This is a genomic window from Mesorhizobium sp. WSM3879 (assembly GCF_002294915.1).
GTDB lineage: Bacteria > Pseudomonadota > Alphaproteobacteria > Rhizobiales > Rhizobiaceae > Mesorhizobium.
Genome location: NZ_NSFZ01000006.1, coordinates 1 through 23,504, shown reverse-complemented (window position 1 = coordinate 23,504; position 23,504 = coordinate 1). Strand labels below are relative to the sequence as shown.

Annotated in this window: 12 protein-coding genes and 12 pseudogenes; 7 read left to right on the top strand and 17 right to left on the bottom strand. The window is 58.8% G+C overall.

Annotated elements, in window-relative coordinates:
* Positions 1-69: 69 nt before the first annotated feature.
* Positions 70-1,036 (bottom strand): annotated as a pseudogene (locus CK218_RS15235) (IS481 family transposase); the annotation flags it as partial.
* A 91-nt stretch (positions 1,037-1,127) separates the two neighbouring features.
* Between CK218_RS15235 and CK218_RS15230 the strand changes: the two are divergent.
* Positions 1,128-2,162 (top strand): annotated as a pseudogene (locus CK218_RS15230) (IS110 family transposase).
* 466 nt (positions 2,163-2,628) lie between these two features.
* Here the strand turns inward: CK218_RS15230 and CK218_RS30120 are convergent.
* Together CK218_RS30120 and CK218_RS15225 are read right to left on the bottom strand one after the other, a co-directional pair.
* Positions 2,629-2,825 (bottom strand): annotated as a pseudogene (locus CK218_RS30120) (IS5/IS1182 family transposase); the annotation flags it as partial.
* Positions 2,826-2,903: 78 nt separating this feature from the next.
* On the bottom strand, positions 2,904-4,139 hold the full coding sequence (locus tag CK218_RS15225; RefSeq protein WP_095828330.1) for an acetyl-CoA carboxylase biotin carboxylase subunit family protein: 1,236 nt from the start codon (positions 4,137-4,139) through the stop codon (positions 2,904-2,906).
* Between the two features lie 194 nt (positions 4,140-4,333).
* On the opposite strand from CK218_RS15225, the pseudogene CK218_RS15220 reads away from it, so the two are divergent.
* Positions 4,334-4,461: pseudogene (locus tag CK218_RS15220) on the top strand (transposase); the annotation flags it as partial.
* Between the two features lie 329 nt (positions 4,462-4,790).
* Here CK218_RS15220 and CK218_RS15215 read toward each other — a convergent pair.
* Both CK218_RS15215 and CK218_RS15210 read right to left on the bottom strand, forming a co-directional pair.
* A pseudogene (locus CK218_RS15215) lies at positions 4,791-5,309 on the bottom strand (transposase); the annotation flags it as partial.
* Between the two features lie 154 nt (positions 5,310-5,463).
* The gene (locus CK218_RS15210; RefSeq protein WP_179294516.1) at positions 5,464-5,742 is read right to left on the bottom strand and encodes a hypothetical protein; all 279 of its coding nucleotides are present in this window, start codon (positions 5,740-5,742) and stop codon (positions 5,464-5,466) included.
* A 311-nt stretch (positions 5,743-6,053) separates the two neighbouring features.
* Here CK218_RS15210 and CK218_RS31090 point away from each other — a divergent pair, with 311 nt between their 5' ends.
* The 3 genes and pseudogenes from CK218_RS31090 to CK218_RS15195 form a co-directional block, all read left to right on the top strand.
* On the top strand, positions 6,054-6,293 hold the full coding sequence (locus CK218_RS31090; protein WP_245435043.1) for a hypothetical protein: 240 nt from the start codon (positions 6,054-6,056) through the stop codon (positions 6,291-6,293).
* Positions 6,294-6,943: 650 nt separating this feature from the next.
* Entirely contained in the window at positions 6,944-7,561 is a 618-nt protein-coding gene (locus CK218_RS15200; protein ID WP_095828235.1) for a GNAT family N-acetyltransferase, read from the top strand.
* Positions 7,562-7,649: 88 nt separating this feature from the next.
* Positions 7,650-7,901, top strand: a pseudogene (locus tag CK218_RS15195) (transposase); the annotation flags it as partial.
* Positions 7,902-8,285: 384 nt separating this feature from the next.
* Here the strand turns inward: CK218_RS15195 and CK218_RS15190 are convergent.
* Positions 8,286-8,535, bottom strand: a pseudogene (locus CK218_RS15190) (IS30 family transposase); the annotation flags it as partial.
* Positions 8,536-8,603: 68 nt separating this feature from the next.
* Positions 8,604-9,271: pseudogene (locus CK218_RS15185) on the bottom strand (transposase); the annotation flags it as partial.
* Positions 9,272-9,530: 259 nt separating this feature from the next.
* Between CK218_RS15185 and CK218_RS15180 the strand changes: the two are divergent.
* Positions 9,531-9,774, top strand: a pseudogene (locus CK218_RS15180) (integrase core domain-containing protein); the annotation flags it as partial.
* Positions 9,775-9,862: 88 nt separating this feature from the next.
* Here the strand turns inward: CK218_RS15180 and CK218_RS15175 are convergent.
* The 7 genes from CK218_RS15175 to CK218_RS15145 all read right to left on the bottom strand — a co-directional run bounded on the left by CK218_RS15175 (position 9,863) and on the right by CK218_RS15145 (position 18,208).
* Positions 9,863-11,227 carry a CapA family protein gene (locus tag CK218_RS15175; RefSeq protein ID WP_095828234.1) on the bottom strand — a complete coding sequence of 455 codons (1,365 nt, stop codon included), beginning with the start codon at positions 11,225-11,227 and terminating at the stop codon, positions 9,863-9,865.
* Positions 11,228-11,319: 92 nt separating this feature from the next.
* Entirely contained in the window at positions 11,320-12,336 is a 1,017-nt protein-coding gene (locus CK218_RS15170; RefSeq protein ID WP_095828233.1) for an oligopeptide/dipeptide ABC transporter ATP-binding protein, read from the bottom strand.
* Positions 12,333-13,340 carry an ABC transporter ATP-binding protein gene (locus tag CK218_RS15165; RefSeq protein ID WP_095828232.1) on the bottom strand — a complete coding sequence of 336 codons (1,008 nt, stop codon included), beginning with the start codon at positions 13,338-13,340 and terminating at the stop codon, positions 12,333-12,335. The genes CK218_RS15170 and CK218_RS15165 overlap by 4 nt, the downstream gene beginning before the upstream one ends.
* A 1-nt stretch (position 13,341) precedes the next feature.
* Positions 13,342-14,223, bottom strand: a complete 882-nt coding sequence (locus CK218_RS15160; protein ID WP_095828231.1) for an ABC transporter permease — start codon at positions 14,221-14,223, stop codon at positions 13,342-13,344.
* A gap of 1 nt (position 14,224) precedes the next feature.
* A complete protein-coding gene (locus CK218_RS15155) occupies positions 14,225-15,166 on the bottom strand; it encodes an ABC transporter permease (RefSeq protein WP_095828230.1) in 942 nt (313 codons plus the stop codon).
* A complete protein-coding gene (locus tag CK218_RS15150) occupies positions 15,166-16,770 on the bottom strand; it encodes an ABC transporter substrate-binding protein (protein ID WP_095828229.1) in 1,605 nt (534 codons plus the stop codon). The genes CK218_RS15155 and CK218_RS15150 overlap by 1 nt, the downstream gene beginning before the upstream one ends.
* A 304-nt stretch (positions 16,771-17,074) precedes the next feature.
* Complete coding sequence (locus CK218_RS15145) at positions 17,075-18,208, bottom strand: serine hydrolase domain-containing protein (RefSeq protein WP_095828228.1); 1,134 nt, start codon at positions 18,206-18,208, stop codon at positions 17,075-17,077.
* 1,944 nt (positions 18,209-20,152) lie between these two features.
* On the opposite strand from CK218_RS15145, the gene CK218_RS15140 reads away from it, so the two are divergent.
* Entirely contained in the window at positions 20,153-21,400 is a 1,248-nt protein-coding gene (locus tag CK218_RS15140; RefSeq protein WP_095828227.1) for an acetyl-CoA carboxylase biotin carboxylase subunit family protein, read from the top strand.
* An 855-nt stretch (positions 21,401-22,255) separates the two neighbouring features.
* On the opposite strand, the pseudogene CK218_RS15135 reads toward CK218_RS15140, so the two are convergent.
* The 3 pseudogenes from CK218_RS15135 to CK218_RS15125 all read right to left on the bottom strand — a co-directional run.
* Positions 22,256-22,531, bottom strand: a pseudogene (locus tag CK218_RS15135) (transposase); the annotation flags it as partial.
* Between the two features lie 130 nt (positions 22,532-22,661).
* Positions 22,662-23,027, bottom strand: a pseudogene (locus tag CK218_RS15130) (transposase); the annotation flags it as partial.
* A 228-nt stretch (positions 23,028-23,255) separates the two neighbouring features.
* A pseudogene (locus CK218_RS15125) lies at positions 23,256-23,504 on the bottom strand (ABC transporter); the annotation flags it as partial.

Sequence of the window (23,504 nt, the reverse complement as noted above, 5' to 3'; positions counted from 1 at the left end):
CCAAGTGAGAGGTGATCGCTGTCCGTCACTTCTTACTGGCTCACGGTCCGTGGAGGGCGCTCCATGCCGCTACACCTCTGCACGGAAGGTGGCCTGCTGCCGGTTTTTCCGACACGCAGTTAAGCTAGATGTTAGTCCCGGCATCTGGTGGAGCGGATTGACTGTGAAGCGTTCGGGCTGAGTGGCCCATGCCTTGCAGATGAACTCGTATGGCGTGAGGCCCTTGAGGGTCTTGAGCGTGCGGGCGAAGTTGTGACGAAGTCGGCAAGGTGCTGGCGCAGCTGATCGTGGCTCTCGTAATAGAAGCGCTTGACGGTGGCGTCCTTGATGGTGCGATTCATCCTCTCGACCTGGCCGTTGGTCCACGGATGCTTGGCTCTGGTGGTACGGTGTTCGATGCCGTTGGTGGCGCAGGTGTATTCGAAGGCATGAGCCCAGAAGCGCTCGCCGTTGGCGATGGCCTCCTTGATCAGCGGCACGGCCGAGCCACCGGCGCCGGGCGTGGTGAACTGGATGCCGTTGTCGGTGAGCACGGTTTGGATCTTGTAGGGGACGGCCGCGATCAGCCGCAGCAGGAGTCTCTCGATACGGCGGTGGTGGCCTTCTCGTGCAACTCGACAAAGGCGAACTTCGAGGTGCGGTCGATGGCGACGAACATGTGCAGCTTGCCCTGTTCGGTCCGCACCTCGGCAATGTCGATGTGGAAGTAACAACCGATCGGATAGGTCTTGAACTTCTTCTTCGCCGGCCTGTCGCCTTCGACGTCCGGCAGGCGGCCAATGCCGTGGCGCTGCAGGCAGCGGTGCAGGGAAGAACGCGTCAGATGCGGGATTGTCGGCTGCAATGCGGTCGTCGAGCGGCAGCGCGTGTAGCGCCGAAAGGCGACGATGACAGCCTCTTCCTCGACGGAGAGCACCGTCGATCGCGGCTCCTTTGGTCCGGTCGGCAGATCGGCGACTGTGGTCCGCCCTTTCCATTTCGCGACGGTCTTCTGGTTGATCCCATAGCGCCTGGCCAGCGCCCTTAAGCTCTCTTGATGGGGTGGACGGCGCCCGCAACGGCATCATCCTCGTGAGAGGCGTGCCAAGATGGCTGCTGTCGAGCACTCATCTGAAGGAGCACCGTCCATGGAAAAGACTACCATCGAACTCAATGCTGTAGCCACCATCGGCCTCGATCTGGCCAAGCATGTCTTTCAGGTCCACGCTGTCGACGCTCCCGGCCGTGTCGTCATGTCTAGTGCGCTACGGCGCAAAGATGTGCTGGTATTCTTCGAGCGTCTGCCGTCGTGCCTGATCGGCATGGAAGCATGCGGCTCGGCCCATTGGGCTCGCGAACTGGCAAAGTTTGGCTATTATGTGCGGCTGATGCCGCCAGCGTGCGTGAAGGCCTATGTCCGTCGCCAGAAGAACGACGCCGCTGATGCAGCGGCCATCTGCGAAGCGGTGACGCGGCCCTCCATGCGCTTTGTACCGGTACGATCGGTCGAGAACCAGGCTGCGCTCAATGCACCATAAGGTGCGCGAACTTTTGGTGGCGCAACGCACGCAACTGCTCAATGCCCTGCGCAGCCATCTGGCTGAGATCGGGATCATCGCCGCGCAGGGACCGAACAATGCCCGTGCTCTGGCGGTTCTCATCATGGAAGATAACGACATGATCCCAGCGATCGTACGCCCGGCGCTGTTGCCTATCGTGCGTCGGCTGAATGAACTCGATCATGAGATCGGGCAAAGCGATCAGGCCATTCTGGCTCTCGCCAGAGCCGATAACACCGCGCGCCGTCTAATGACCTTCCCGGCGGTCCCGTCACCGGCTCTGCGCTTGCCGCAAGTATCCATGATATCTCCGCGTTCTCGGGCCCGCGGCAGTTCGCGGCCTTCCTCGGGCTAACGCCCCGGCAAAGTTCATCAGGCGGCAAGGAGCGGCTGGGGCGCGTTTCCAAGATGGGAAACCGATATCTGCGCAAGCTGCTCGTTGTCGGCGCTCACGCGGTCCTCTTCCATCGCAAACGCTGCAGCGACGCGTTGAGAAGCTGGGCCGATCGCTTGATGGAGACCAAGCCGTTCAAGCTTGTCGCCGTGGCGACCGCCAACAAGCTTGCCCGCATCGCCTTCGCGCTCATGCGTGATGACGCACGCTATGCCGAAACACCGGAGTAACAGCAGAAGCGGCTGAGGCCGCGAGCCGGAATCGAGGGTGACAATGACGTTATGGGAACTGACGAGGACACATCCCCAAAGCCTGCAGCATAGTCGGAGCTTCGAGCTCGTTCTCTTGATCAGGCCAAAGGATCAGCGGACACCATCAGGGCCAGCGGTCACAGTACCGCAACAACAGGCCGGAGACATGACCGCACCCGCGACCGTCCCATCGCCGAAAACAAACCCTTGATCAGCGGGCGCCGTCCAGACATGACTATGCTGTATCGCTCGACAGACCGCCTCTGTCGTCGTGGCGCTCCCGTGAAGAACCTGGCCCATAGCGCATCCTTTGATTCGGACGATAAGGATGCCCCATCAAAGCCTGGGATCAAACATCTAGTCCAGCCAGGCGTGCTCGATTCCTCGGCTGCCATTCGGGTCGAGGACGGGGGCGACCCGCCGTCGTTCTTTCCATAACCTCGCGGGCCGGCGGCTCGCCATGACCACCGCTTGGGCGGTCCTCGGCTTGATGCTCTTCATCGACGCCCAGGCCTCGATCAGCTTGCCGTCGGCCGAGAAGTGACTCCGTCTACAGAAGCTTCTTCACCTTGGGTTGCGCCCGCCAGGAACTTTGCAGCGATGTTGCCTCCAACGCCGGTCACGGTTCTTGAAGAACACTGAATACCGCCTGTGTGCCATTCGTGCTCTCGATTGCACCAAAATGGCCGAGCGGGGAGGAGGCAAGGGGGCCCCATGTGGTTACCGTTCGCTAAGCCGAGGAAATGGTTTGATCGACCAACCGATTGACTTGACGGCCCGCTGAAGGATCGCCTTGCTCTGAGCGAGGCTGGGCGAAACGACGGTAACGTATCCCATAGAGTCTCGGCCATCGCCTTTCCTCACTATCGGCCTCTTGGATTCAAGATAGAATTTGACATCGACGACGCCTGGTATAGCCGCCGCCCGACGGTCGCCACCGTTCCAATCGAGGATGCCATCGCGATCAGGGATTAAGTTCCGTTGGGCCACCGTTTGCGAATGCCTTTTGCGCAAATCGCATTCCTCGCCGATGACAATCTTGATGTGTTCGGTGACGAGATCGACACCGCACGCCAGTCGGATCAGTTCAGGTTCCCCAACGCCAAGACGCGGATTGACTTCAATGACGACTGGGCCACGCTTCGTCCACCGGAATTCAATGTTCGATGGCCCCCAACCAAGGCCGAGAGCTCGCAGACAGCTCAGCGAAACATTGACGATACGTTGATGCTCCTCGTCGGTCAGCGGGGCCGGACTGGCGCACTCACGAACGACGAAATACGGTGGAGCGCTGAACTCGTAGGCGGTAATTCCAACAAGCTCATCTCCCATTAAATTAGCGACATAAACGGGGCCTTTTGTGAATTCTTCGACCAGTATCCTCGGCGACGATCGCCATGCATGCTTCCCGTCCAACAGAAAGGTCGTATGTTCGGCCAACTCATCGAAGTTGCGGCACAATCGAACACCGATGCTGCCGCAGCCCACGACTGGCTTAACAACCACAGGCAGGCCGATCTCTACGGCAGAGCTTTCTACCTCCTTCGCATTCGCTGCTAAACGATAAGCAGGCATTGGAACGCCGGCCTCTGCGAGCAGCTGACGTTGAATGAATTTGTCGCAGCACCGTTCAACGGATGCGGGGTTAGGCCCTGGCAGGCCGAAATGCCGACAGAGCTGGCCAATTGTCGCAGGGATTGACTCGTCGAGGCCCGCAAACCCGGTGATGCCGGCAATGTCATAGGTCACGCGAAGCCGGCAACATTCGTGGATCAGCGCATCGAGATTGCCTGTATCGATACGGATTGCCTCGATCCCTTTTGCCGCAAGATAATCGTGTTGAGTTGGATCCGCTGCCAGGGTAATTGGATGAAGGCCAAGACGCCGGGCCGCTTGGATGTGTGGCGGACCATTACCTCTTGACTCTCCAACCATAATGAGCGCTCTTTTTGCCATTGGCTTTAACTCCAACATTGCGTGCTGTATGAGCGGTTCGACCCTTCGGTCCATCCGTGCCTGATCAGACGTTGCGGTGAGAGTATCATCGCCAGCGATTTGCGGTCGCAAATGTTCCTGTAAATTTATTTGATGGATCTGTTGCAAAGGTTAGCTTTGCACGTGACGAAATGGCGAGCTGCTGATAGCCGCATTGGCCATACCTGTGGATCGACGCCACTTACATGAAGGTCCGCCGCGGCGGGCGGATCGTCTCGGTCGCCGTAATCATCGCCGTTACGGCCTGCGCGAGGTCGTGGGCATGGAGATCGGCACCTCGGAGGTTCGGCATCCTCGGCCGTGGCTTTCTCGCTGTTTCGCGTCTCCTTCGTAGGCGTAAGCCGAACCGCGCCACTCCGCGCTCGCCCGGCGCACCAGCCTTGGGAGCGAAGCTGCCTCTGCTTTGCCGCCACTAACGCCGCGCGAGCCCAGAAGTAGTCCTGCTCCTATGTGAGCAGATGCCAGATCAATAGGGCGAGCTTGCGGGCGACCGCCACGGCTGCGATGGCCGCGCTTGTTGCGGATGCGCAGGAAGAAAGCCCCGAGCGGTCCGGGCGCCTTTGCCGCCGCCCAGGCGGCTTCGACCAGCATGGCGCGGGCATGGGAACGCCCATGTTTGCTGATCCGGCCATATGGCGCCAAGCCAAGACCGGATTGGCGCACACGAGGGTTGATGCCGAAGTAGCTCACCAGCTTCTGCGGTTCACGGAACCGCCGGATGTCGCCGACGGGGCGATGATACGGCTCGCGACGATGGCGTTGACGCCGGTGATGGTCCGAAGCCCGCCGGACTTGCACATCATCAACCGCTTCCCGGGCGATCTCCTGATCCGAGGTCAGCCAGATCTTCGGCCAGGCGGTCGATCTCGCCGATGTGGCGGGCATAGCAGCCCGCTCGTCGTCGGGAAGCACCTGCCGCTCGAGCCGGGCGCGACCCCGACGGTTGAACAGATCGGCTTGCGGGCACTTCGGCACGAGGTGCGCCTGCAAGATGCCATGCACCTCGTTCTTCACGCGCGTGCGATGCCGAACGACCTGGTTGCGCCGCGCGACGAGGCGGCGAAGCCGCTCAGTCCCATCATCGGGAATCCAGACCTCCGGCAGAAAGCCGCTGGCATGGAGCTGCGCCAGAACCCCGGCATCGATCTTGGCGGTTTTATCCTGGCATGGGCGATGGCCTTCACCATGCCGCCGCTTGTTGATCAGCCGATTTGATCAGAACGAAAGGCACGGTCTTGCGGGTGTTTGCGGGTGGCGGCTTCGGCGGCGTCCCTCTTGCCTCGTTTCACGAAGGCTTTACACGCGCGTCGTGACCGACCGCCGCGATCTCGCGCGCCCGATAATGCGAACCGCCGCACGTTTCCAAACAACCAAAAACGGCGGTAGCTTTTCGAAAAAGCCCAGCAGCTCGGTTCGACGCAGTTTGCGGTTGAAAATCGGGCGCGCCCTCAGCGTGGGCGCCATGAATTTGAAAAAACGTTCCAGCCAAATCCAGGCCGATGGTGCTAACCATGCTTGATGGAACGGCGGCAGGCGCGATCGCCACCAGCGAGCCAACCCTCATCCTTGCAGCCTTGTTGTCACGCTTACCTCGGAGCCAGCCCTGAACTCAAAGTCACTGGCGATCCTCCGGCGCGACGGCTACCTCGACATCCGTCAGCCTACGCTGCGACAAGTCGCCCACAACGCGAGAGCACGCGTGCCACTCTATGGGCCGCGTGATCGCGCCATTGCTGCCGGTTGGCCGGCCGAACGCGTCCACGTGATCGACTGCGACCTGGGAAAATCGGGATCCGCGCCGTTGCCCGCGACGGCTTCCAGGGATTGGTCAGCGAAGTAGCTATGCCAAGGCCGGTTTTCAGGGGGTTGGAGCGCTTGGGCCGCAACTCTGCCGCCCACCGACTGCTTGAGCTGTGCGCCCTGACCCGCACTCGCATCCTCGATGGCATCTGCGACCCGGCCAGCTTCAACGACAGGCTTCTTTTGGACTTGAAAGGAACGATCTCGGAAGCGGAGTTGCACTTCTTCAAGGCGCGCATGCGCGGCGGCCAACTCAGCAAGGCAAGCCGGCGATCTGAAGATAGGGCCGCCAGCTTGGTCTACTTTGCCAGATGACACCTCGCACTCGACCCGGACGTCCATGTGCAGGCGGCGCTCCGCATGGTGTTCACGCCGTCCATTACAACCAAGGGCACGGTCAGCCGGTCCCGACCTATATCTGCCAGGAGACCGCGGCCCGGCGTGGCGGCAAGGTCTGCCAGCACGTGACCGGCAAAGTCGTCGACCCGGCGGTGGGTGCATTGATTGTCGAGCTGATGACGCGGATGACCCTGCGGCCACCCCGCCGGTGCAGGGCGAGCTTGAGGCACGCGCCGCCGGGATGGACACGTTGCGCCGACAACGCCGCTGTTAGGCGACAGCATGCCGCCCGAGCGAACGACGGACTTGCCGCTGACAGATGATAAATTGCTCAGGGCGGCGTAGTTCATTGCGGGTTTATCTACGGAAAGTAATTCGGTTCGGCTCATTAACCAAATTCCACGAGGAGACTTGAGCAAACACGTCAGCGTACAATTGGCACGCCACTCTGTGGATTTTAGGAATTTCCGCATCCCGGAAACAAGATTATTACCGATATTTCTTAGATTTTTAATCCACAGAGTGCGCATTGAATGTGATACTAGGCCCACCTTTTTTTGGGGGAGCCATTCGCATTTTGTGAGTGCCGCTCGATTGTAAACACCGGCTAAAAAAGGAATAATCACATGCATATCCTCGAAACGCCGCGCCTAATCCTGAGGCCGCCCTCGCATGGAGATGAGCTTCTTCTTCATGGACTTCATAGCGAACCGTTCGTGGTCAACGCTTTCGAGGATGGGGTTTATCCGACGATACAGCAGTCGAAAGCTGCACTGCTTCAGTTCATCAATCATTGGCAGCAAAATCGTTTCGGCTTATGGATGGTGTTCGTCAAAGATGCAGGCCAAGCCATAAAGTTCGCAGGCTATTCTGGATTGAGGTGCTGCGGTCAGTATTTTCCACAATATGCGAATAAAGTGGAAAGCGTAACCTGTCTTAACTTTGCGTCTTCCGGAAGAGGGATCGGCGTTGAGGCCAGCAGGGCGGTTTTACAGTATGCGTTCGAGTATTTGAAGCTTAATAAAGTTGTTATTTTCATTTCAAAAAGTAACACTCGTTCTCTTATAAAAAATATCAAGGTTGGCTGTTACTATGTCGGGGACACAATACACCAGAACAAAGCGATGAGGTGTTTTGAGATTTCTGCGATGACGGCTGTAAGGGCGGATGTCTTTCGCGTTATTTGCTACAATGATTCTAAGTATGTTGGAAACCAACAGTCAGCAATCAACCCGCGGTGTTAGCGCGCTGATTAGATCTCGGAGAACTTGGCACAGGCGTTTGGCGGGAAGGCGCCGGGGCAAGGTGTTTCAACGGAACTGGAGACTGGAAATGCAGAGAAGGAAGTTCATCCGCGAGTTCAAGTTTGAGGCAGTGAGGCTGGTGAAGGGTCGGGCGTCGCAGTCACCCAGGCGGCCCGCCACCTCAATTCCACGAGAATATGCTGCGCAAAAGGGTGCGGGACCTGTCGACCGATCCGCAGCATGCGTTTCCCGACCGCGGGCAGATGAAGCCTGAGCAGATCGAGATCGATCGCCTGCGCCAGGAAGTCGCGAAGCTAAGGCGGAGCGCGACATCCTAAAAAACTATCACGGCGCAACATCTGAACGAAGGAGGCTGCGATGGACATTCGAAAGCGACGGTCACACCGGTCTGGACGAGCGACGCTGCCGTCACCGGGACAGCCGCCGGTAGCGGGGGCGATCTGAACTCCAGCTATTCTGGTTGGGGAATCGCGTAAGGAATGATACGTGGATGCTGCATTGGCGGCTGGTATGTCGCAGCCTGTGGGAACCAAAGTTCCGAAAGGGCGGCATCGCACCAGCGCGATGTTCCGCCGTCCGGGCGGTACCTCTCGTTTGGGGAACGTGAGCAGGCTTCGGCCGCGTGTCCCGTCAGGGCCATTCTTCGTGCTTAGAGCTTCGCCATGCCCTGCAAGCCAGGGAAGATGGGCAACATCGTTAGCGTGGTCGTACGCTCAACCAGCGTCCCGATCGCCGAGCGTCAAGACCAAGGATGAGGTCTCCTTCTCAGTGACCCGGTACCGCGCGATCAGCCGCTTCGGCCGGGCGTCGACTGATCATGGTCTCCGGCGAGACAAAGCTCTTGCCCGCGTTCGCGCGCCTGTGGACCCGGAACACGCGCCCTGTTCTCAAGCAGGCCGACAGTTCGCGGCGTAGAGCCCCCGGCCCTGAACTAAAAGGGCCTGATAGATGGCCATGCGCGACGCGATTACGCGCACCATCATCACCTTGCCCGAAGAACTTGTTTGATCCCAGGCGCCAGCGCGACGGTCAAGTCGACGCCGGGAATGGTCATCAGCCGCTTCACGCCTTCTTCCGCGAGAGCCGAGCGGGCAAGATCGCGTTCGATGACCTGGAGGTCTTCGCCCAATCGGTCGAACTCGCGCAGATGCCGATCGCGAGGCGCTCGTCCTGAGGTACGACCTGCTCGCTCAACCATGACCGGCCCTTAGCGCCGCACAGGTCGGCATGCGGGCAGGACGGGATCAGGTGGCTATGAAGGATCGACTGGATGACGTTCTTCAATCGAGATATCTGTCGGACAATCTGATTGCGCCGTGTCACCTGTCGACGCAGAGCCTGCGTCGGCTCATCCGGAATCCGGACTTCCGGCAGGAAGCCGCTGGCATAGAGCTGCGCCAGAACGCTGGCATCGATCGTATCCGTCTTGATCTCAGCATAGGCGATGACGCGCACCTGCTTGGGGTTTGCGATCACCACTTTCTTCACATGCGGCGCAACAACCGCGGCGGCCGAGGACGCGTTGCCCGTCGCCTCGATCACCACGACATCATCCAACGACAGCTTTGCGGCGAAGGCATCCAGCAGATCGCGCCGCATGTCGACACGACCCAGCCCACTGAGCCTGCCGTCCTCCCAAGCTACCGCCTCGGCTAAGGCGCGATGGATATCCAGCCCGGTGATGCGCATGCCCGTTCCTCCTTTTTGGCTTCGGTCAAAGACGGGAGCTGGCGGGCAACACGACATCTACTGATCGGCGCTCGCAGCGCATCCGGGAACGTCGCGAGGGGCGGCCATGTAACGAGCTCGGGCTCTCAGCCCACGGTCTATTGACGGCCTGCCTGCACCTTCGTGCTCCCGAAGCCCCACGTCCCGGATGGGCTCACCATAAGGCCGTTCCAAAACAAGAACAGCAGGACGAAAAGGCACCACAGATCACATACCGGATAACGGCCAGCTCGAGAGGATGAATCGCACTATCAAGAACGCCACCGTCAAGCGCTTCTATTACGAGAGCCACGATCAGCTGCGCCAGCACCCTTGCCGACTTCGTCACGGCTTACAACTTCGCCCGCACGCTCAGGACCCTCAAGGGCCTCACGCCGTACGAGTTCATCTGCAAGGCATGGGCCACTCAGCCCGAACGCTTCACACTCAAGCCGTTCTACCAGATGCCGGGACTAAACATCTAGAAGCGGCAGGTGCAGGCCCTCGCGGATTCCGCTCAAGATAGCCTGTGATCGGCATTTCGGTTTGCCCGCAACGTTGGAGGGCTGTTGCTCATGCCAGCAAGTTGGGCCGCAATCTGATCACTCCAACATTGTTCTCGATGACGATCTCGGTCCCAAATGGCTTTGAGAGTATCTGCAGACGCTCGAGAATGGCTTTCGCTTGCTGCGTGGGTGCGAGACTCGGCACGCCCCGGTCTGCAAACCTTTTGGAGCGACCGAGTTCGATCGGATATAGCCGCAGTTCGGCAAGCTGGTTCAGCTCGAAGCGGCTCACAGTTACAGTACTTTCATAGAAGAGCGGGTGTGTGAATCCACCTGCCATCTCGGCGACTTTAACCTCCGCATCCGTGTCGACCCGTGGGTCCTTAGCGTATTCATCAAACATATCGGCGCCCGACGGAGTACCGAGGTCGTCCTCGAAGAAGTTCCCAAGGCCATAGAAGATCGGGCGACCCCTGTAGATCTCGATGCCGCGCAACTGGTGCGATCCATGCCCGATATAGGCATCGGCCCCAGCATCGATCATGCGATGTGCAAAGGATGGTTCGTAATCAGGAATTAGCTGGCGACAATTATCAGGCTCGTGCCCGTGGTTCGTGACAATGCAGAAGTCGGAGAACTGCTTGCCTCGACGAACGTTTCGTAGAATATCGGCGATATCGCGCGGATTGGGTTCGTAGCTGACTCCGGCAGTCTCGCCGGCTATGTATGTCGTTCCCTCAATCACGACCACGCTGGGATCTTCACCACCAGGCCAGTGGCAGGGTAACACAGCGCGTATCTGCCTCAAACTCTCGAGCATCTCGGGAGGAACCACGATGCTTTTGGCCAAACGAAGGGCGTTGAGTCCAGGTCTGCCGGGCGCTTCGCCGGCGGGGTCGCCGGCACGAGCCATAGGCATGAAGGTTGTAGCACATGAAACCATAGCCACGCGGCCGCGTGCGGTTTCTAAGAACCGAGCGGCGCCGGCTTGCGCACGATTTTCTCCCACGCCGGCATGGATGATTCCACTCTGATCGAGCACCCGGCTTGTTTCGCGCATGCCTTCAACGCCCCAGTCAAGGGAATGATTGTTAGCGCGACCTACCATGTTGAACCCCATCGCCTTCAAATCAGGACCGACCTCCGGCAGGCTGAGGTGATACGCCCCGCCGTATTCAGCCTGCGGGTATCCAGTGAACGATCGGATATCGACTAGGTTAACTTCCAGGTTGCCAAACGTGACATCAGCATCACGAAGAATTTGGACGACGGCGCCGAAGCCAGAATCCTGCGATCTGGTCACCGCTCGCGAGACGATGAGGTCACCAACTGCCACCATTGTGAAACCGTCCGCCACGTTCGTTGCTGTCGAACCGACCACATCAAAGCCAACTTCCCGCTGTGCTGGATGACCACCGTTCCCGTTTTCCATGGACTTTCCTATACTTTGGCGAAAAATGTTATCACTTCCACCGTTTCCTCGGAGCGCTCTTGCGATCTTCGATCGGATCAAAGGCCCTGATGCTATGCGCCAATGAACGAAGATTCGGCCGGGCTCGAATTTTCCGTGGCTGGGGCGCGGACATGGCAGGCCACGACTCCCCCGCCCAGAATTGGCACCAAAGGGGGGACCTCATTGCGGCAACGCTCGACTGCGAGCGGGCAGCGGGGGTGGAATGCGCAACCGCTGGGCGGGTCGATGGGGCTCGGCACCTCGCCCTCGACGGGCGCCTCCGTCCGAACTCGGGTTGGATCCGGCACTGGGGCTGCCGCAATCAGCGCCTCGGTGTAGGGGTGGCCCGGTTTCGCGAAGAGCGCCTCGCTTGGGGCGAGTTCCACTATTCTCCCCAGGTACATGACGGCGACACGATCCGCGATATGCTCCACGACGCCGAGGTCATGCGAGATAAAGACAAAGGCGATGCCCATCTGCTGCTGGAGATCCAGAAGCAGATTTAGGATCTGCGCCTGCACGGAGACGTCAAGGGCAGATACCGCTTCGTCGGCAATGATAAGCGAGGGCTGCAGGGCCAGCGCCCGCGCGATACCGAGCCGCTGGCGCTGACCACCCGACAACTCGGATGGCAGTCTGTGCATCATCTCGGGCGACATTCCGACCGTTCGCAGAAGGTCCGCGGCAAGCGCTTGGAGCTGCCTTCGGCCGAGGCGCTCGAAATTCTCGACAGGTTCGGTAATGATCTGCCCGGCAGTAAGGCGCGGGTTCAACGACGAGTAAGGATCCTGAAAGACCATCTGCATGCGACGGCGCCAGGCGTGAAGCGCGTGCTTCTTGAGGCCCGCAATATCGGTGCCCTCGATCAGCACCCGCCCGCCCGTCGGCTCGACGAGCCGCATCAAGAGCCGCGCCACAGTGGACTTGCCGCAGCCGGATTCGCCGACAATGCAAAGCGTCTCCGCCGCCTCGACGGAAAAGGATACATCCTCCACCGCCCGGATCACCGGAATGCTTTTCTTGAAGAGGCCCGAGCCAAGTGGGTAGTGCTTGGTCAGATTCTCGACTTTCAGCAGAGGACCAGTCATGTGCCCATCACCTCTTCGGCGCGCCAGCAGGCCGCGGCGTGCTCGGAACCGACATCTCGCAAGGCCGGCGTCTTGTCGCGGCAAATGTCGACCGCGAATGGGCAGCGCGGCGCAAAGCTGCAGCCGACGATGGGCTCGCGCAGACTCGGCACGATCCCGGGAATTTCCGGAAGGCGGCGCTGACGGCCCCGCCGCCGGTCGGGCACCGAGCGCATGAGCCCCTGTGTGTAGGGATGCGCGGGGCGCGCGAACAGATCGATTACGTTCGCTTGTTCTACTATACGCCCGGCATACATGACGATCACGCGCTGGCAGGTCTCGGCGACTACCCCGAGGTCATGCGTGATGAACATCACGGCCGTTCCCGTGCGCTCCTTCAACTCACCGATCAGCCGCAGGATCTGCGCTTGGATGGTCACGTCGAGCGCCGTCGTCGGCTCATCGGCAATCAACAATTCCGGCGAGCAGGCCAAAGCCATGGCGATCATCGCGCGCTGGCGCATGCCCCCCGACATTTCATGGGGGTAGTTGTTGACGCGACGCTCAGGATCCGCGATTCGGACGAGACGGAGCATTTCTTCGGCTTTCTTCATGGCCGCCGGGCGGGAAGCCTTGGTGTGTATCTGCACCGCCTCCGCGATCTGCCTTCCAACCGTATATACCGGGTTCAGGCTCGTCATAGGCTCTTGGAAGATCAGGGCGATCCGGTCGCCGCGGATCTTACGCATCTCCCGATCGGACAACGCTAGCAGATCGCGACCCTGGAAGCGGACCTCACCGCCCACGGTCCTGGCGCCCCGCTTCGGCAGTAGGCGAAGGATGGACAGCGCCGTGACGCTCTTCCCGCATCCCGATTCGCCGACGACGCCTAGCGTCTCGCCCTTCTTCACTTGGAAGCTGATGCCGCTCAGCGCACAAGTGACGCTGTTTTCGCCAAAGAAATGCGTTTCGAGATCTCGCACATCGAGTAACAAGTCGTTCGCGGGCCTTTGATGCATCTGCATGTCAAGGCCTCGGCCTGGCTCGGGGATCGAACATGTCGCGAAGGCCGTCCCCGAGTAGGTTGACGGCAAGGACTGTGACGGCAAGGTAGATGCCGGGGGCAAAGATTGTCAGTGGCGCGATGGCCAGATAGAGCCGCGAGCTGGCGATCATGTTGCCCCAGCTCGGAATCTCAGGCGGTACGCCCACGCCAAGAAAGCTCAGCCCCGCCTCAGTCAGGATTGCGCCCGCGCAGACGGTGGCGCCCTGCACCATAAGCGCCGGAACCGTGCTTGGCAGGATGTGGCGCCAAAGCACCCTCGGCAAGCGCGCCCCGCCGCAAAGCGCAGCCTCGACATAGGGCCGCTCACGAATCCCCAGCACCACCGAACGGACTAGCCGCGCGATGGCTGGCGTCTCCGGGATCGCGATCGCGACGATCAGGATGCCGAGCCCCGGACCCGTCAGAGATATCAGCGCAATCGCCAGCAGGATCGTTGGGATTGACATGAGCCCGTCCATGACCCGCATGACGACATTGTCGAAGCTGCGGCTGTAGCCGGCGACGACCCCAACCAGGAGCCCGACCACCGCCGCGCATGCTGCCGACATCAGTCCCACCACGAGGGAGACCCGAGCACCGAAGATCGTTCGTGCAAACACGTCCCGCCCCAGATTGTCACTCCCGAACCACATCTCGGCCGAAGGCTGCTGAAGGCGCCTGAATGGATCTATGTTGACTGGATCTCCGGCGTAAAGCGGGGCGGCCATAGCCTGAACGATCAGGAACATCAGGAGGCCGCCACCTATCAGGATCAGCGGGTGCCGCCTTGCAAGACGGGGAACATCGGATAGCTGCAGCCGCGCCATCGGCGCGGCTTCGGCTGGTGCGGAGAGGAGGGTCATATTAGTACCGGATGCGGGGATCGATCAGCGTATAGGCCAGATCGACAATGAGATTGACAAGGACGTACAGACCCGAAGTCAGGATGAGCACGCTTTGAATGATGGGATAATCGCGGTTGTTGATCGCACCCACGACCAGACGACCAATGCCGGGTATGTTGAACACTGTTTCAGTGAGGACGACTCCGCCGATCAGATAGGCGAAGCTTATGCCGACAACGGTCAGGATGGGGACGCCGGCATTCTTCAAGGCATGGTGAAAAAGCATGGCATAGGACGACGCGCCTTTGGCGGCGGCCGTTCGCATATAGTCTTCCGACAAGACCTCGAGCATGCTCGCCCGCGTAATCCGCGCAATGAATGCAATGTACCCAAGCCCTAAAGCCACGGTGGGCAGAATCAGGTGCACAAACCAAAGCCCGAGGCCCTGGTTGAAAGGGGCGTATCCCTGGACCGGTAACCAATGTGTCCTGATGGCGAAGAAGTATATGAGAAAATAGCCGATGACAAAGACCGGAACGGAATAACCAACTGCCGAAAAGGCGGCGAGCAGGCGGTCGACGAGCCCGCCAGTTCGCCACGCGGCAAGAATGCCGAAAGAGACCCCCACCGTCACCGAAAGGATCATCGTCAGGATCGATAGGGAAAGTGTCGGCTCAAGCCGCTGGGAGATGAGTTCCAGAACCGGTCGGCCGGCAAAGATTGAGGTGCCGAAATCGCCGGCGAGCATGTCGCGCACCCAACGCATGAACTGAACCAGCATGGGGTCGTTCAGGCCCAGCCGTTCTCGGATACTGGCGATCAGCTGCGGAGCGGCATTCCTGCCAGCGATGATGGCCGCCGGGTCGCCGGGAGCCAGCCTGAGAAGCAGGAATATGAAGACCCCGACCGTCGCCATGACGGCGATGGTCGAAACGAGTCTGCGTAGGATGTAAGCAGCCATTAGGCCGGAACCCTCTGCATATTCCACATCGCTATGAGTGATGGCATTTCGATGAGACTAGCGAGCGTCTTTCGGCGCGCGATTGGCGAGAGAGCTGAACCCAGTAGAACGGTGCCCGCGATGTCCCACTGTATACGTTGCATCTCGCGGGCCAGTGCCTGGCGCTCTTTGAGCGTTTCGACATCCGCCCATTTGGCCCGAAGAGCCTCATATTCATCGCTCTGCGGCCAGCCCCACCAACCCTGCTCGCCATTCGCGCTCAGAGTGGGATTACTCAGGGTAGTGCTTCGCTCATAATCAGACTCGCAGGTGATGAAAATGCTCCAGCCGCCGCTCTCAACGGAGCCCTTGTTCTTTATGCGATCGCCACCTAGGGCCGAATCGCCCGGCGCAAGCTCGGCATTCACCCCAATGTTGCGCAGAGTGACCGCCAAGAGCTGAGCACAATTGCCCGCCTCTGCCCAGTCTGTGCGCTGAAGGATGACGACTTTCTCGCCCGAATATCCCGCCTCCTTGAAGAGCTGCTTGGCTTTTTCCGGATCACCGCCCTTCTTGTACCACCCCGTATTTTCGTCGTTGGTATAAGGCGTTTGGTTTCCGAAAAACGAAGTGATGGTGCGGGTGTATTCTGGACGAAACGAAGTACGCATAAATGCCTCCTGATCGATCAGGTGAAGCATTGCCTGGCGTGCCTTGACGTTGTCGAACGGCTTCTGCAGGCAGTTCATGCGCAGGAAATATACATCGCCCGCCTTGTTAAGAACCTGCAGCGAAAGGTTGGTATCGCTCTCAATCGCTGGGTAAAGATCGGCCGGTGGCGTTAAGTGAAAATCGACTTCGCCCGACTGCAAGGCCGCAAGGGCAGTCTGCTGATCAGTGATGTTTTCCCAGATAACGCGATCGACGTTGACGACCTTCCCGCCCGCGAACCCGTCGGCCGGCTCATGGCGGGGTACATACTTTTCATTGCGGTCGTAGGTGAAGCTGGTGCCCGGATTAGCAAGAGCATGGTTAAACTTGAAAGGCCCAGACCCAATGTTCGCGGTCACCTGCTCTGTGGCTGCGAGACTGGCGTCCTTTTCGCGCATGATGTACAAGACCGGCGTGACAGCTCCCGCTAGAATTTCGGTAAGAAGCCCCATCGGTTCCTTGAGCGAGATGGTGAAGGTTTTATCGTCCTGCGCCGAGATATCGCTGGCCCGTTCCATGATCAGCTTTCCGCCAGAAGGCACTTCGCCCCAGCGACGGATCGAGGCGACACAGTCCGCCGCGGTGACGGGGGTGCCATCATGCCAGCCCAGACCATCCCGCAGCTCGAACGTATAAGCTTTCTTGTCATCGGAAACGGCCCACTTCCCCACCATTTGCGGTTGAGGCACCATCTTGGAATCAAGCGAAAACAGCATGTCGTAAATCGCCAGGCCATGATTGCCGGTCATGGTAGCCGTCGTAAGGATCGGATCGAAGGTGCTGAGTTCGCCCATCACCATGCGGACCGTCCGTGCGTCGGTCGGTGCTGTTTGCGCCCTCAGGACTGAGGGGATCGATATAGATGCTCCGGCGGCAATGCCCATCTTAACGAGGTTGCGTCGAGAAATTGACATCTTCCATCCCTCTCTTGCACGGCGCCGGTTCTGCGCCTCTGGGTTTGTTTCATTTAAATTGATTCCGCCACGATGCCTCCGTCAAATTCATTCTGTATATCTCGGTCATCTGGGTTTGAGATGGTCCGGATGTAGACGAGTGGAGGTTCAAATGGGGACAAACGCCTTCCTGGTTATGCGAGGCGCCCGACCGGTTACGGCTTAGAGCCCCCGCCTGATTTTCCTGGCTGGGACAAGGAACGGATAGCGTGAGTCAGCGTACTTCGGACTCGCACATCCTAGGGGCGCGATGACGAAACGAACGTTAAAGGGTGCTGGCCTTGCAGAAAAGGCTTTCGATAAGGACCTCTCTGCTATCACCAATGTCGTCTCCATTGAAGTAGATGATCGCCCCAGCCCCGTCCTTTTCACGGAAGCCCACAAAGGTCCTGACGCCAGGATCGCTGCCAGTGTGCCCCCAAACGATATCACCATTCTCGAGGATGGATCTCATCCAGCAGAGGGGGCGACCATCGTGGACTTGAGAGAGCATCAGATTGATGGTTGACTCTTTCAGCAACTGATTTCTATCTCGGTTTCCATAAGTGGCGAGAAAGAGCGACAGTTCCTCAATGCTCGTGCGCGCTAGTCCCTCCATATAGGTGGGGTAACTGTAGAGGCAAAGCTGCATACGGCCCCCGGGCGTAAGCTCATCAATTGTCAAGCCAGGAACTGCAAATCGTGAGGAAAATGCTTGCCCGCCCCTCTCCCACTTTTCTTTGGTGCCTCTGCTATAGAGAACTGCATGCCGGTTAACAGCAATATCGCGCACATACCAGCCAGTGCTGTTCATGCCCAAGGGGGTGAAGATGTGGTCGGCGCAATAATCGGTGAAGTGCGTGCCAGCTACGCACTCGACAAGGTGGCCGAGCAGGCCATAAGCAACATTGGAATACCCGCCGGGGTGATCCGGATCGAGTTTGCCGGGCGCCCACCCGTGGAAATTGTCTTTGGCGTCAAAATAGACCCCTCCTGGCGTTAGGTATGCCTCGAGCCAGTCCCCAAGGGCAACCGTCGGATCGCCGCAGGCGTAGCTGTCCGAGTAAGACTTCCCGTCCCCAATTGACGAGCGATGGTTCAAGAGCCGCCGCGCTGTGATGGCCAGCGATGGGTGTTTCGGATTGACGACCTGATAGGGAAGATACCTACTGACATCCGCATCCAGGTCAATTAACCCTCGTTCCCAAAGCTGCATCACGGCTGTTGCAGTAATAGTCTTGGATACGGAGCCGATATTCATGATGGTTTTGGGCGTCATCGGAACGTTGCGTGTCACATCTGCCAATCCATAGCCCTTCGCCCAAACAAGCGTGCCATCTCGCACGATCCCAACTGCCGAGCCGGGAATCCAAAATTCCTTAAGCTTGCGCTCGATTGTCGCATCAATAGATGATTGCATAGACGTTACTCCTTGCGAGAATCGCCTAATCCCGAAGGACGCCTCGATGGAAATCGAGTACCGAAATCGCCGCCGAGGAAGCGCCACCGGTTTTATTAGGCTGTTGATTCTCAAATGCCGCGGGGGTTTGCGTCAAATTCAGTCTGTGTATCGCGGCCATCTGGTTTTCAGATGAAACTCAGATTCCCGGAGAGCCGGAATTTTGCCACCCTTGGCACATGCCAAGCCATCAACTCATCGATGCCATTATTCCGGCGGTCGCGCGAAGGAGAGCATAGTGAGGGATAGGGTCTGGCCCGCAGGCGCGGTCCATCGCATAGCTTTTTTCGACACGCGTGGATTGCCCAAGTCGCCATGTTTGCCGGACCGGTACTGGGAGCAGATAGTTTCGGGCCCCCTGTCGCGAGCGGGATATGGACATACCCTTTCGGCCCCCCCTTTGTGCCTATCATGGGATCACGCTCGGCCAGTAAAAAATTTATGTGAGCGAAGCGATCATCATCGCGCACAGACTTGTGATATCGTAAACTGGCAGCTCGTAACCGTGCTCTAGAACTGGGGCCTGCCAAGATTCTTCTGCCTCTGGTTTCCTTCACACTTCCGTGATGACAGGAAAATCAAAGGTTGCAGGATTCTCTATGCGCCCGGTTCCTTAGCCCTCTCATAGTTGGGCAACTCTCCTGGCCGGAAGTTAATATCCCGATAGACCCTTTATGCTGCAGTTTCACGTACGCAATGTCCTTAATAGATGGCAGTTATCGATCGTATATAGCAGCTTATTACTTGTCCACTCAGCGCTGCAACTTGATTGACCAGCGCCTGACATCTTCGTGGGGTTGAACACGTACCTTGCGATAGAGGGCGGCACAGTCCGCTGCGGTGGCGCTGCCGTCGTGCCAGCCCAGCCATCCTGAAGCTCGAACGTATAGATCTTTTTGTCGCCGCCCCCCAACTTCCCTACGTTAGCAGCTGAGGCACATACTTGGAATCAAAGGCAACAGCGGGTCGTAAATCGCCAGACAGTGGGTGATAGTGTCCACAGCCGTCGTCAACATCGGATCGAATACGCTAAGATTACCAGCATCATCGGACCGTCCGCGAGTTGGTCGCCCTCAGGACTGATGGGATCGATACAGCCGCTCGGGCAGCCAAACGCGCCTTGATCATTCACGTCGAGATTGTTATTGGTCTTTCCCCTTTTCCGGTCGCGCCGTTATCACGCTTATCGGTTAGATAAATATTGAAGGAACAGTCATTCGATCTATGTTCCAGGCTCCGCGATTTGCGTCAAATTCAGTTTGCGTATCGCCGCCATCTGGTTTTGAGATAGCCTCAGAGAGACCAAAGCTATCGCTAAGTATCGATCACCAGCTGCCGAATCTTGCCGCTTCGCCGCGAGCGCCGCTCCGCAGCCAGCGTCTCCTTCCGCTGCATATTGTAGTTCATGTGCACGTCGGCCGTTTTTGTCGATGGCCCGATGGCAAAGCCCAAGGTTCAGTTCGACAGCAACGACCAGCTATGGCCGACATAGCGCGCTTAGACCTGATGTATTAAATATTCAAAATATGGGGGGCTGGTCGCTCGATGCAGAGAGAAACGCGCGACCGCATTATACCCCGTAGGCTCCACGTCTACAGCGTCGTGATGCCATTTTTCAACGGGCCGAAAACTCAGCCGAGAAGCCACATCCGCGTTTGCGCTCATGGGCCGAATATAAGAAGCAGAGCTGACGAATGGTTCGATGATGTCGTGCCATGGCCCATATGGCAACAATCGTTCCCCCTAATCCAGCCCAGCCGTTGCAGATCCTTCGCATAAATATACACACTCTTTGCAACCGCAAAGCGACGGCGATGGTACTTTCACTTCCGAGGGCACGGCCGAACGAGCTGATGCCGATTTTTGCTCCTGAAGGTCGCAGGGACACAACGTAGGAGACAGCCAATGGCAAAGAAAGCGCTCATCCTGATCGAAGGTCATAGGGGTAATGGTCAGCTCTATGTCCGAGCGGCTCAGCGTCTTGGTTTATATCCGATTACACTGTCGGCAGATCCGACTCAGTACGAATATCTTGCAGCTGAAAACGTTCAGACAATCCGTGTCGATATAGACAATCTCGATGCGCTAATCCATGAATGTTCCCGGCTGGATGCCACATTTGGCATTGCCGGCATTACCGGCTTTGCAGGCGACGACGAGTCGGTCTCTGCGACAGTTGGTAAGCTCTGCCGGTATTTTGATCTGCCGGGTCCCGATCCCGCGTCTATTGAACAATGCTACGACAAATTCGTTCAACGTCAGCTCCTCGCAGAGGCCGGCGTTGCAATACCTGGTTATCGCCTGGCAGCGAATGCGACGGACGTAGAAAGCTCGGCTGCCGAGATTGGCCTGCCGGTGATTGTTAAGCCAGCCGTCGGCAGCGGCAGCATGGGTGTCCGATTGTGCAGCAGCTTCGATGAATTGGCCGAACATACGGCGTATCTGTTGGAGGGGAAGCACATATGGCGGTCTCCGCCAAGAGTTCTGGTCGAAGAATTCGCAGAAGGCCCTGCGTATGTCACTGCAGTGATGGGACATGAGGTAGTTGGGATTGTCGCCGCTGACTACCATTCGCCACCGCACTTCGTCTATCGAGAGTGCACTTTTCCTGCCCCGCTAACTGATGAGGCGTATAAGCGTATTGCCAATGTTTCGCTTAACTGTTTGTCAGCTCTCGGCCTCTACTGGGGGCCAAAAAGTATTGAACTCCGGTTGACCAAACGTGGCCCAGTCGTCATTGAAGTCAATCCGCGTCTTAGTGGCGCGCCCACTCCTCTACTGATCAAGCTTGCTTACGGTGTAGATCTTATTTGCGAGCACATTAAGCTTGTCACCGGCGGTAAACCTAACTTATGCAAAAGAGAATCACAGGTTGCGGTTGGGCGATTCCTTGTTGCTGATAGCGATGGCATCCTCGATTCTATCGATGGCGCCGGCGGGGCTGCTGCTTTACCAGGTGTCGCCGAGATCAGATTGCATGTTAAGTCTAAGGCGCCGATCGCGAGGAAAGGCGATTACCGAGACTGCATCGGGCATGTCGTCGCCGCGTCACCCACCCATGCTCAGACGATAGCCATAGTGCAGCGTGCAGTCGCCTCAATTGGTTGGTCGATAACACCATTGCCCACTGTTGACGAAAGGGAAAAGGCATAGAAGCGCGGACTCCTTCAAAAAACAGAAGCGTCACCGCAAATCGATCCGCCATCCGCGTTAGCGGCTTCGTTCAATCGTAAGACCGTATGTCGCAGCACCGTAGCTGTGACCGCAATAGCTCGGGAACTCGCTGCTTTCATGTGGGCCATCGCCCGAGCGGATGAGCAGCAGGCAGGAACCTTATCCTGCGGATCCTTCCCGCATCTCGGGTGGCTTGCCGTTTCCGCTGCTTCGGTGAACGGCTGGCTACAGGTTCCGCCGCCACAACCGCCGCGAAGCGCAAACAGGTCGCTTCGGTGCAGCAAGATTCTCCTGCCTTTGTGGCGCCGGGCGAAGACCTGCTGCGGCCCTGAGGCCATACCGACGGGCGACTGTCAGTGGTCGGTAGATGACAAGACGCGGATCATCGGAGACGCTGGAGCCGAACGCAATCTTTCCGAGCGCCGACCGCCGGCACCGTTGCCTCGAGACACCGAAGCTGCCGCCCCGGGTCAAGCGGAAGGTCAAGTCCAGACACAAGCCATCTCCGATAACCCAAGGATCAGCAACCTCACGGATCGCGAACACTCCCGAAAGGTGGTCCGGAAACCACCGCTCTGATCTCTTTTGCTGCCGGGCGGATACCGGAGGTCGCCGACAGCGATAGCCGATGTTCGACAGCGGCAACGACATGCTGCCGTCAACGCGTCGAGGTCTTGCGCGTTCCGGTATTCCCGGGAGGGCATTCTAGTCGGGACAGCAACTCCAGTAATTCCCGGACAGTGATTTCGCTAAATCCGGGACAGCTTGGCGGGGTGGATTTGGAGGCCGGTTCTCGACGGCGCAGTTCTGGCAATTTGGTCTCTCACGTTGACGGGGCGGCGGTTTGTCGAGGGCGACGTTTCGTCGCTCGAAGAGGCATCGGGCGACCAAATCGGTGAATCTGAGGATGGGCATGGTGATACGGCAGGCCCGGGCGACGATGCGCAGCACCGCAGGCGATCATGGCGGCGAAGAGCTGCAGGCGGATGGCGCTGTCATTGGTGCCGAGGAACTTGGGGATCCTGAGGCGCTGCTTGATCCAGCGGAACAGAGCTCGATCTGCCAGCGACCCTCATAGAGGTCGGCGATCTCGACTGCGGGGCGCCGCCGAAAAACATCGCCGCCCAGCAGGACTGAAACCGATCGATCCAGACCCCGGCTGATCACCGATCGCATCCCCGCAAACTGGCGAAAATTGGATGCCCACATCTGCGGAAACTTCGGTGCCCATTGACAACAGTTGACCTGTCTTAGCCTTGCCGCGGCCGGATCGAGCACCGGCGCGGTCGTCTCGTCGGCGAAGAGTCTTGGCGAGGACTTCAGCTTGCCAAGCAGTCGCTCATGCACCGGACGCAGGTGCCAGACGGCCGGCCGACCCAGTCGGCGAGCGTAGAGCGATCGAGATTGATGCCCTGCCGGGCGGAGATCTGCACCTGACGATAGAGCGGCAGATGACCGGCATATTTGGAAACCAGCACCTGGGCACCGTCGCCTCGGTCGGAAGACCACCCTCGATCGCCGGGCGGCGCGGGAGCCTAAACCACGACGTCCTAGCAGGCGCGGCAGGCATATTGGCTGGCGCAACGATTACACGCATCTGCGCCGGGCAGCAGCCGCCCTATCGAGATCGCGCAGGGCGACGGCTTGATCCTTCTCGAAGACGCCGAGGTGAGCCTGGCCAGCAAGAGCATAGTAACCTGCCGATTCATTGCGACGGCTCACCGTGCAGCGCCAGAACGGCGACACCATCCCGCTTCTGACCAACGATGTCATAGCGTACGGATGATTTCACGGCCGACAGGAATTTTTCAGGGTAATCTTCCGGTGAAGCTGAGTTTCCCGCGCTCTCCATGCGGCGTCCTTTGATAGCGCTTTCCAGCCAGCCAACCTCCATCTCGGGAACCGAGGAGAGCAGCAGGTCGGTATAGGCATCGAAGGGCGGACGCAGCACTTGGGTTTTTGAGCCGTAGCGGACGACCTCGCCGCGATACATGACCGCGATGGAAAGGCGGAGCAACAGCTTGAGAATGCCGTCTGCGACAAGCGGGTCGAGCGCGCTGGTTACCTCGTCGCAGATGATGAG

Excerpts from the sequence above, each read along its gene's own strand:
- CK218_RS15140 (WP_095828227.1), top strand. The coding sequence starts at position 20,153 with ATGGCAAAGAAAGCGCTCATCCTGATCGAAGGTCATAGGGGTAATGGT.
- CK218_RS15150 (WP_095828229.1), bottom strand. The coding sequence starts at position 16,770 with ATGTCAATTTCTCGACGCAACCTCGTTAAGATGGGCATTGCCGCCGGA.
- CK218_RS15170 (WP_095828233.1), bottom strand. The coding sequence starts at position 12,336 with ATGACTGGTCCTCTGCTGAAAGTCGAGAATCTGACCAAGCACTACCCA.
- CK218_RS15175 (WP_095828234.1), bottom strand. The coding sequence starts at position 11,227 with ATGGAAAACGGGAACGGTGGTCATCCAGCACAGCGGGAAGTTGGCTTT.
- CK218_RS15225 (WP_095828330.1), bottom strand. The coding sequence starts at position 4,139 with ATGGCAAAAAGAGCGCTCATTATGGTTGGAGAGTCAAGAGGTAATGGT.
- CK218_RS15210 (WP_179294516.1), bottom strand. The coding sequence starts at position 5,742 with ATGAGGGTTGGCTCGCTGGTGGCGATCGCGCCTGCCGCCGTTCCATCA.
- CK218_RS15145 (WP_095828228.1), bottom strand. The coding sequence starts at position 18,208 with ATGCAATCATCTATTGATGCGACAATCGAGCGCAAGCTTAAGGAATTT.
- CK218_RS15160 (WP_095828231.1), bottom strand. The coding sequence starts at position 14,223 with ATGACCCTCCTCTCCGCACCAGCCGAAGCCGCGCCGATGGCGCGGCTG.
- CK218_RS15200 (WP_095828235.1), top strand. The coding sequence starts at position 6,944 with ATGCATATCCTCGAAACGCCGCGCCTAATCCTGAGGCCGCCCTCGCAT.
- CK218_RS15155 (WP_095828230.1), bottom strand. The coding sequence starts at position 15,166 with ATGGCTGCTTACATCCTACGCAGACTCGTTTCGACCATCGCCGTCATG.
- CK218_RS15165 (WP_095828232.1), bottom strand. The coding sequence starts at position 13,340 with ATGCAGATGCATCAAAGGCCCGCGAACGACTTGTTACTCGATGTGCGA.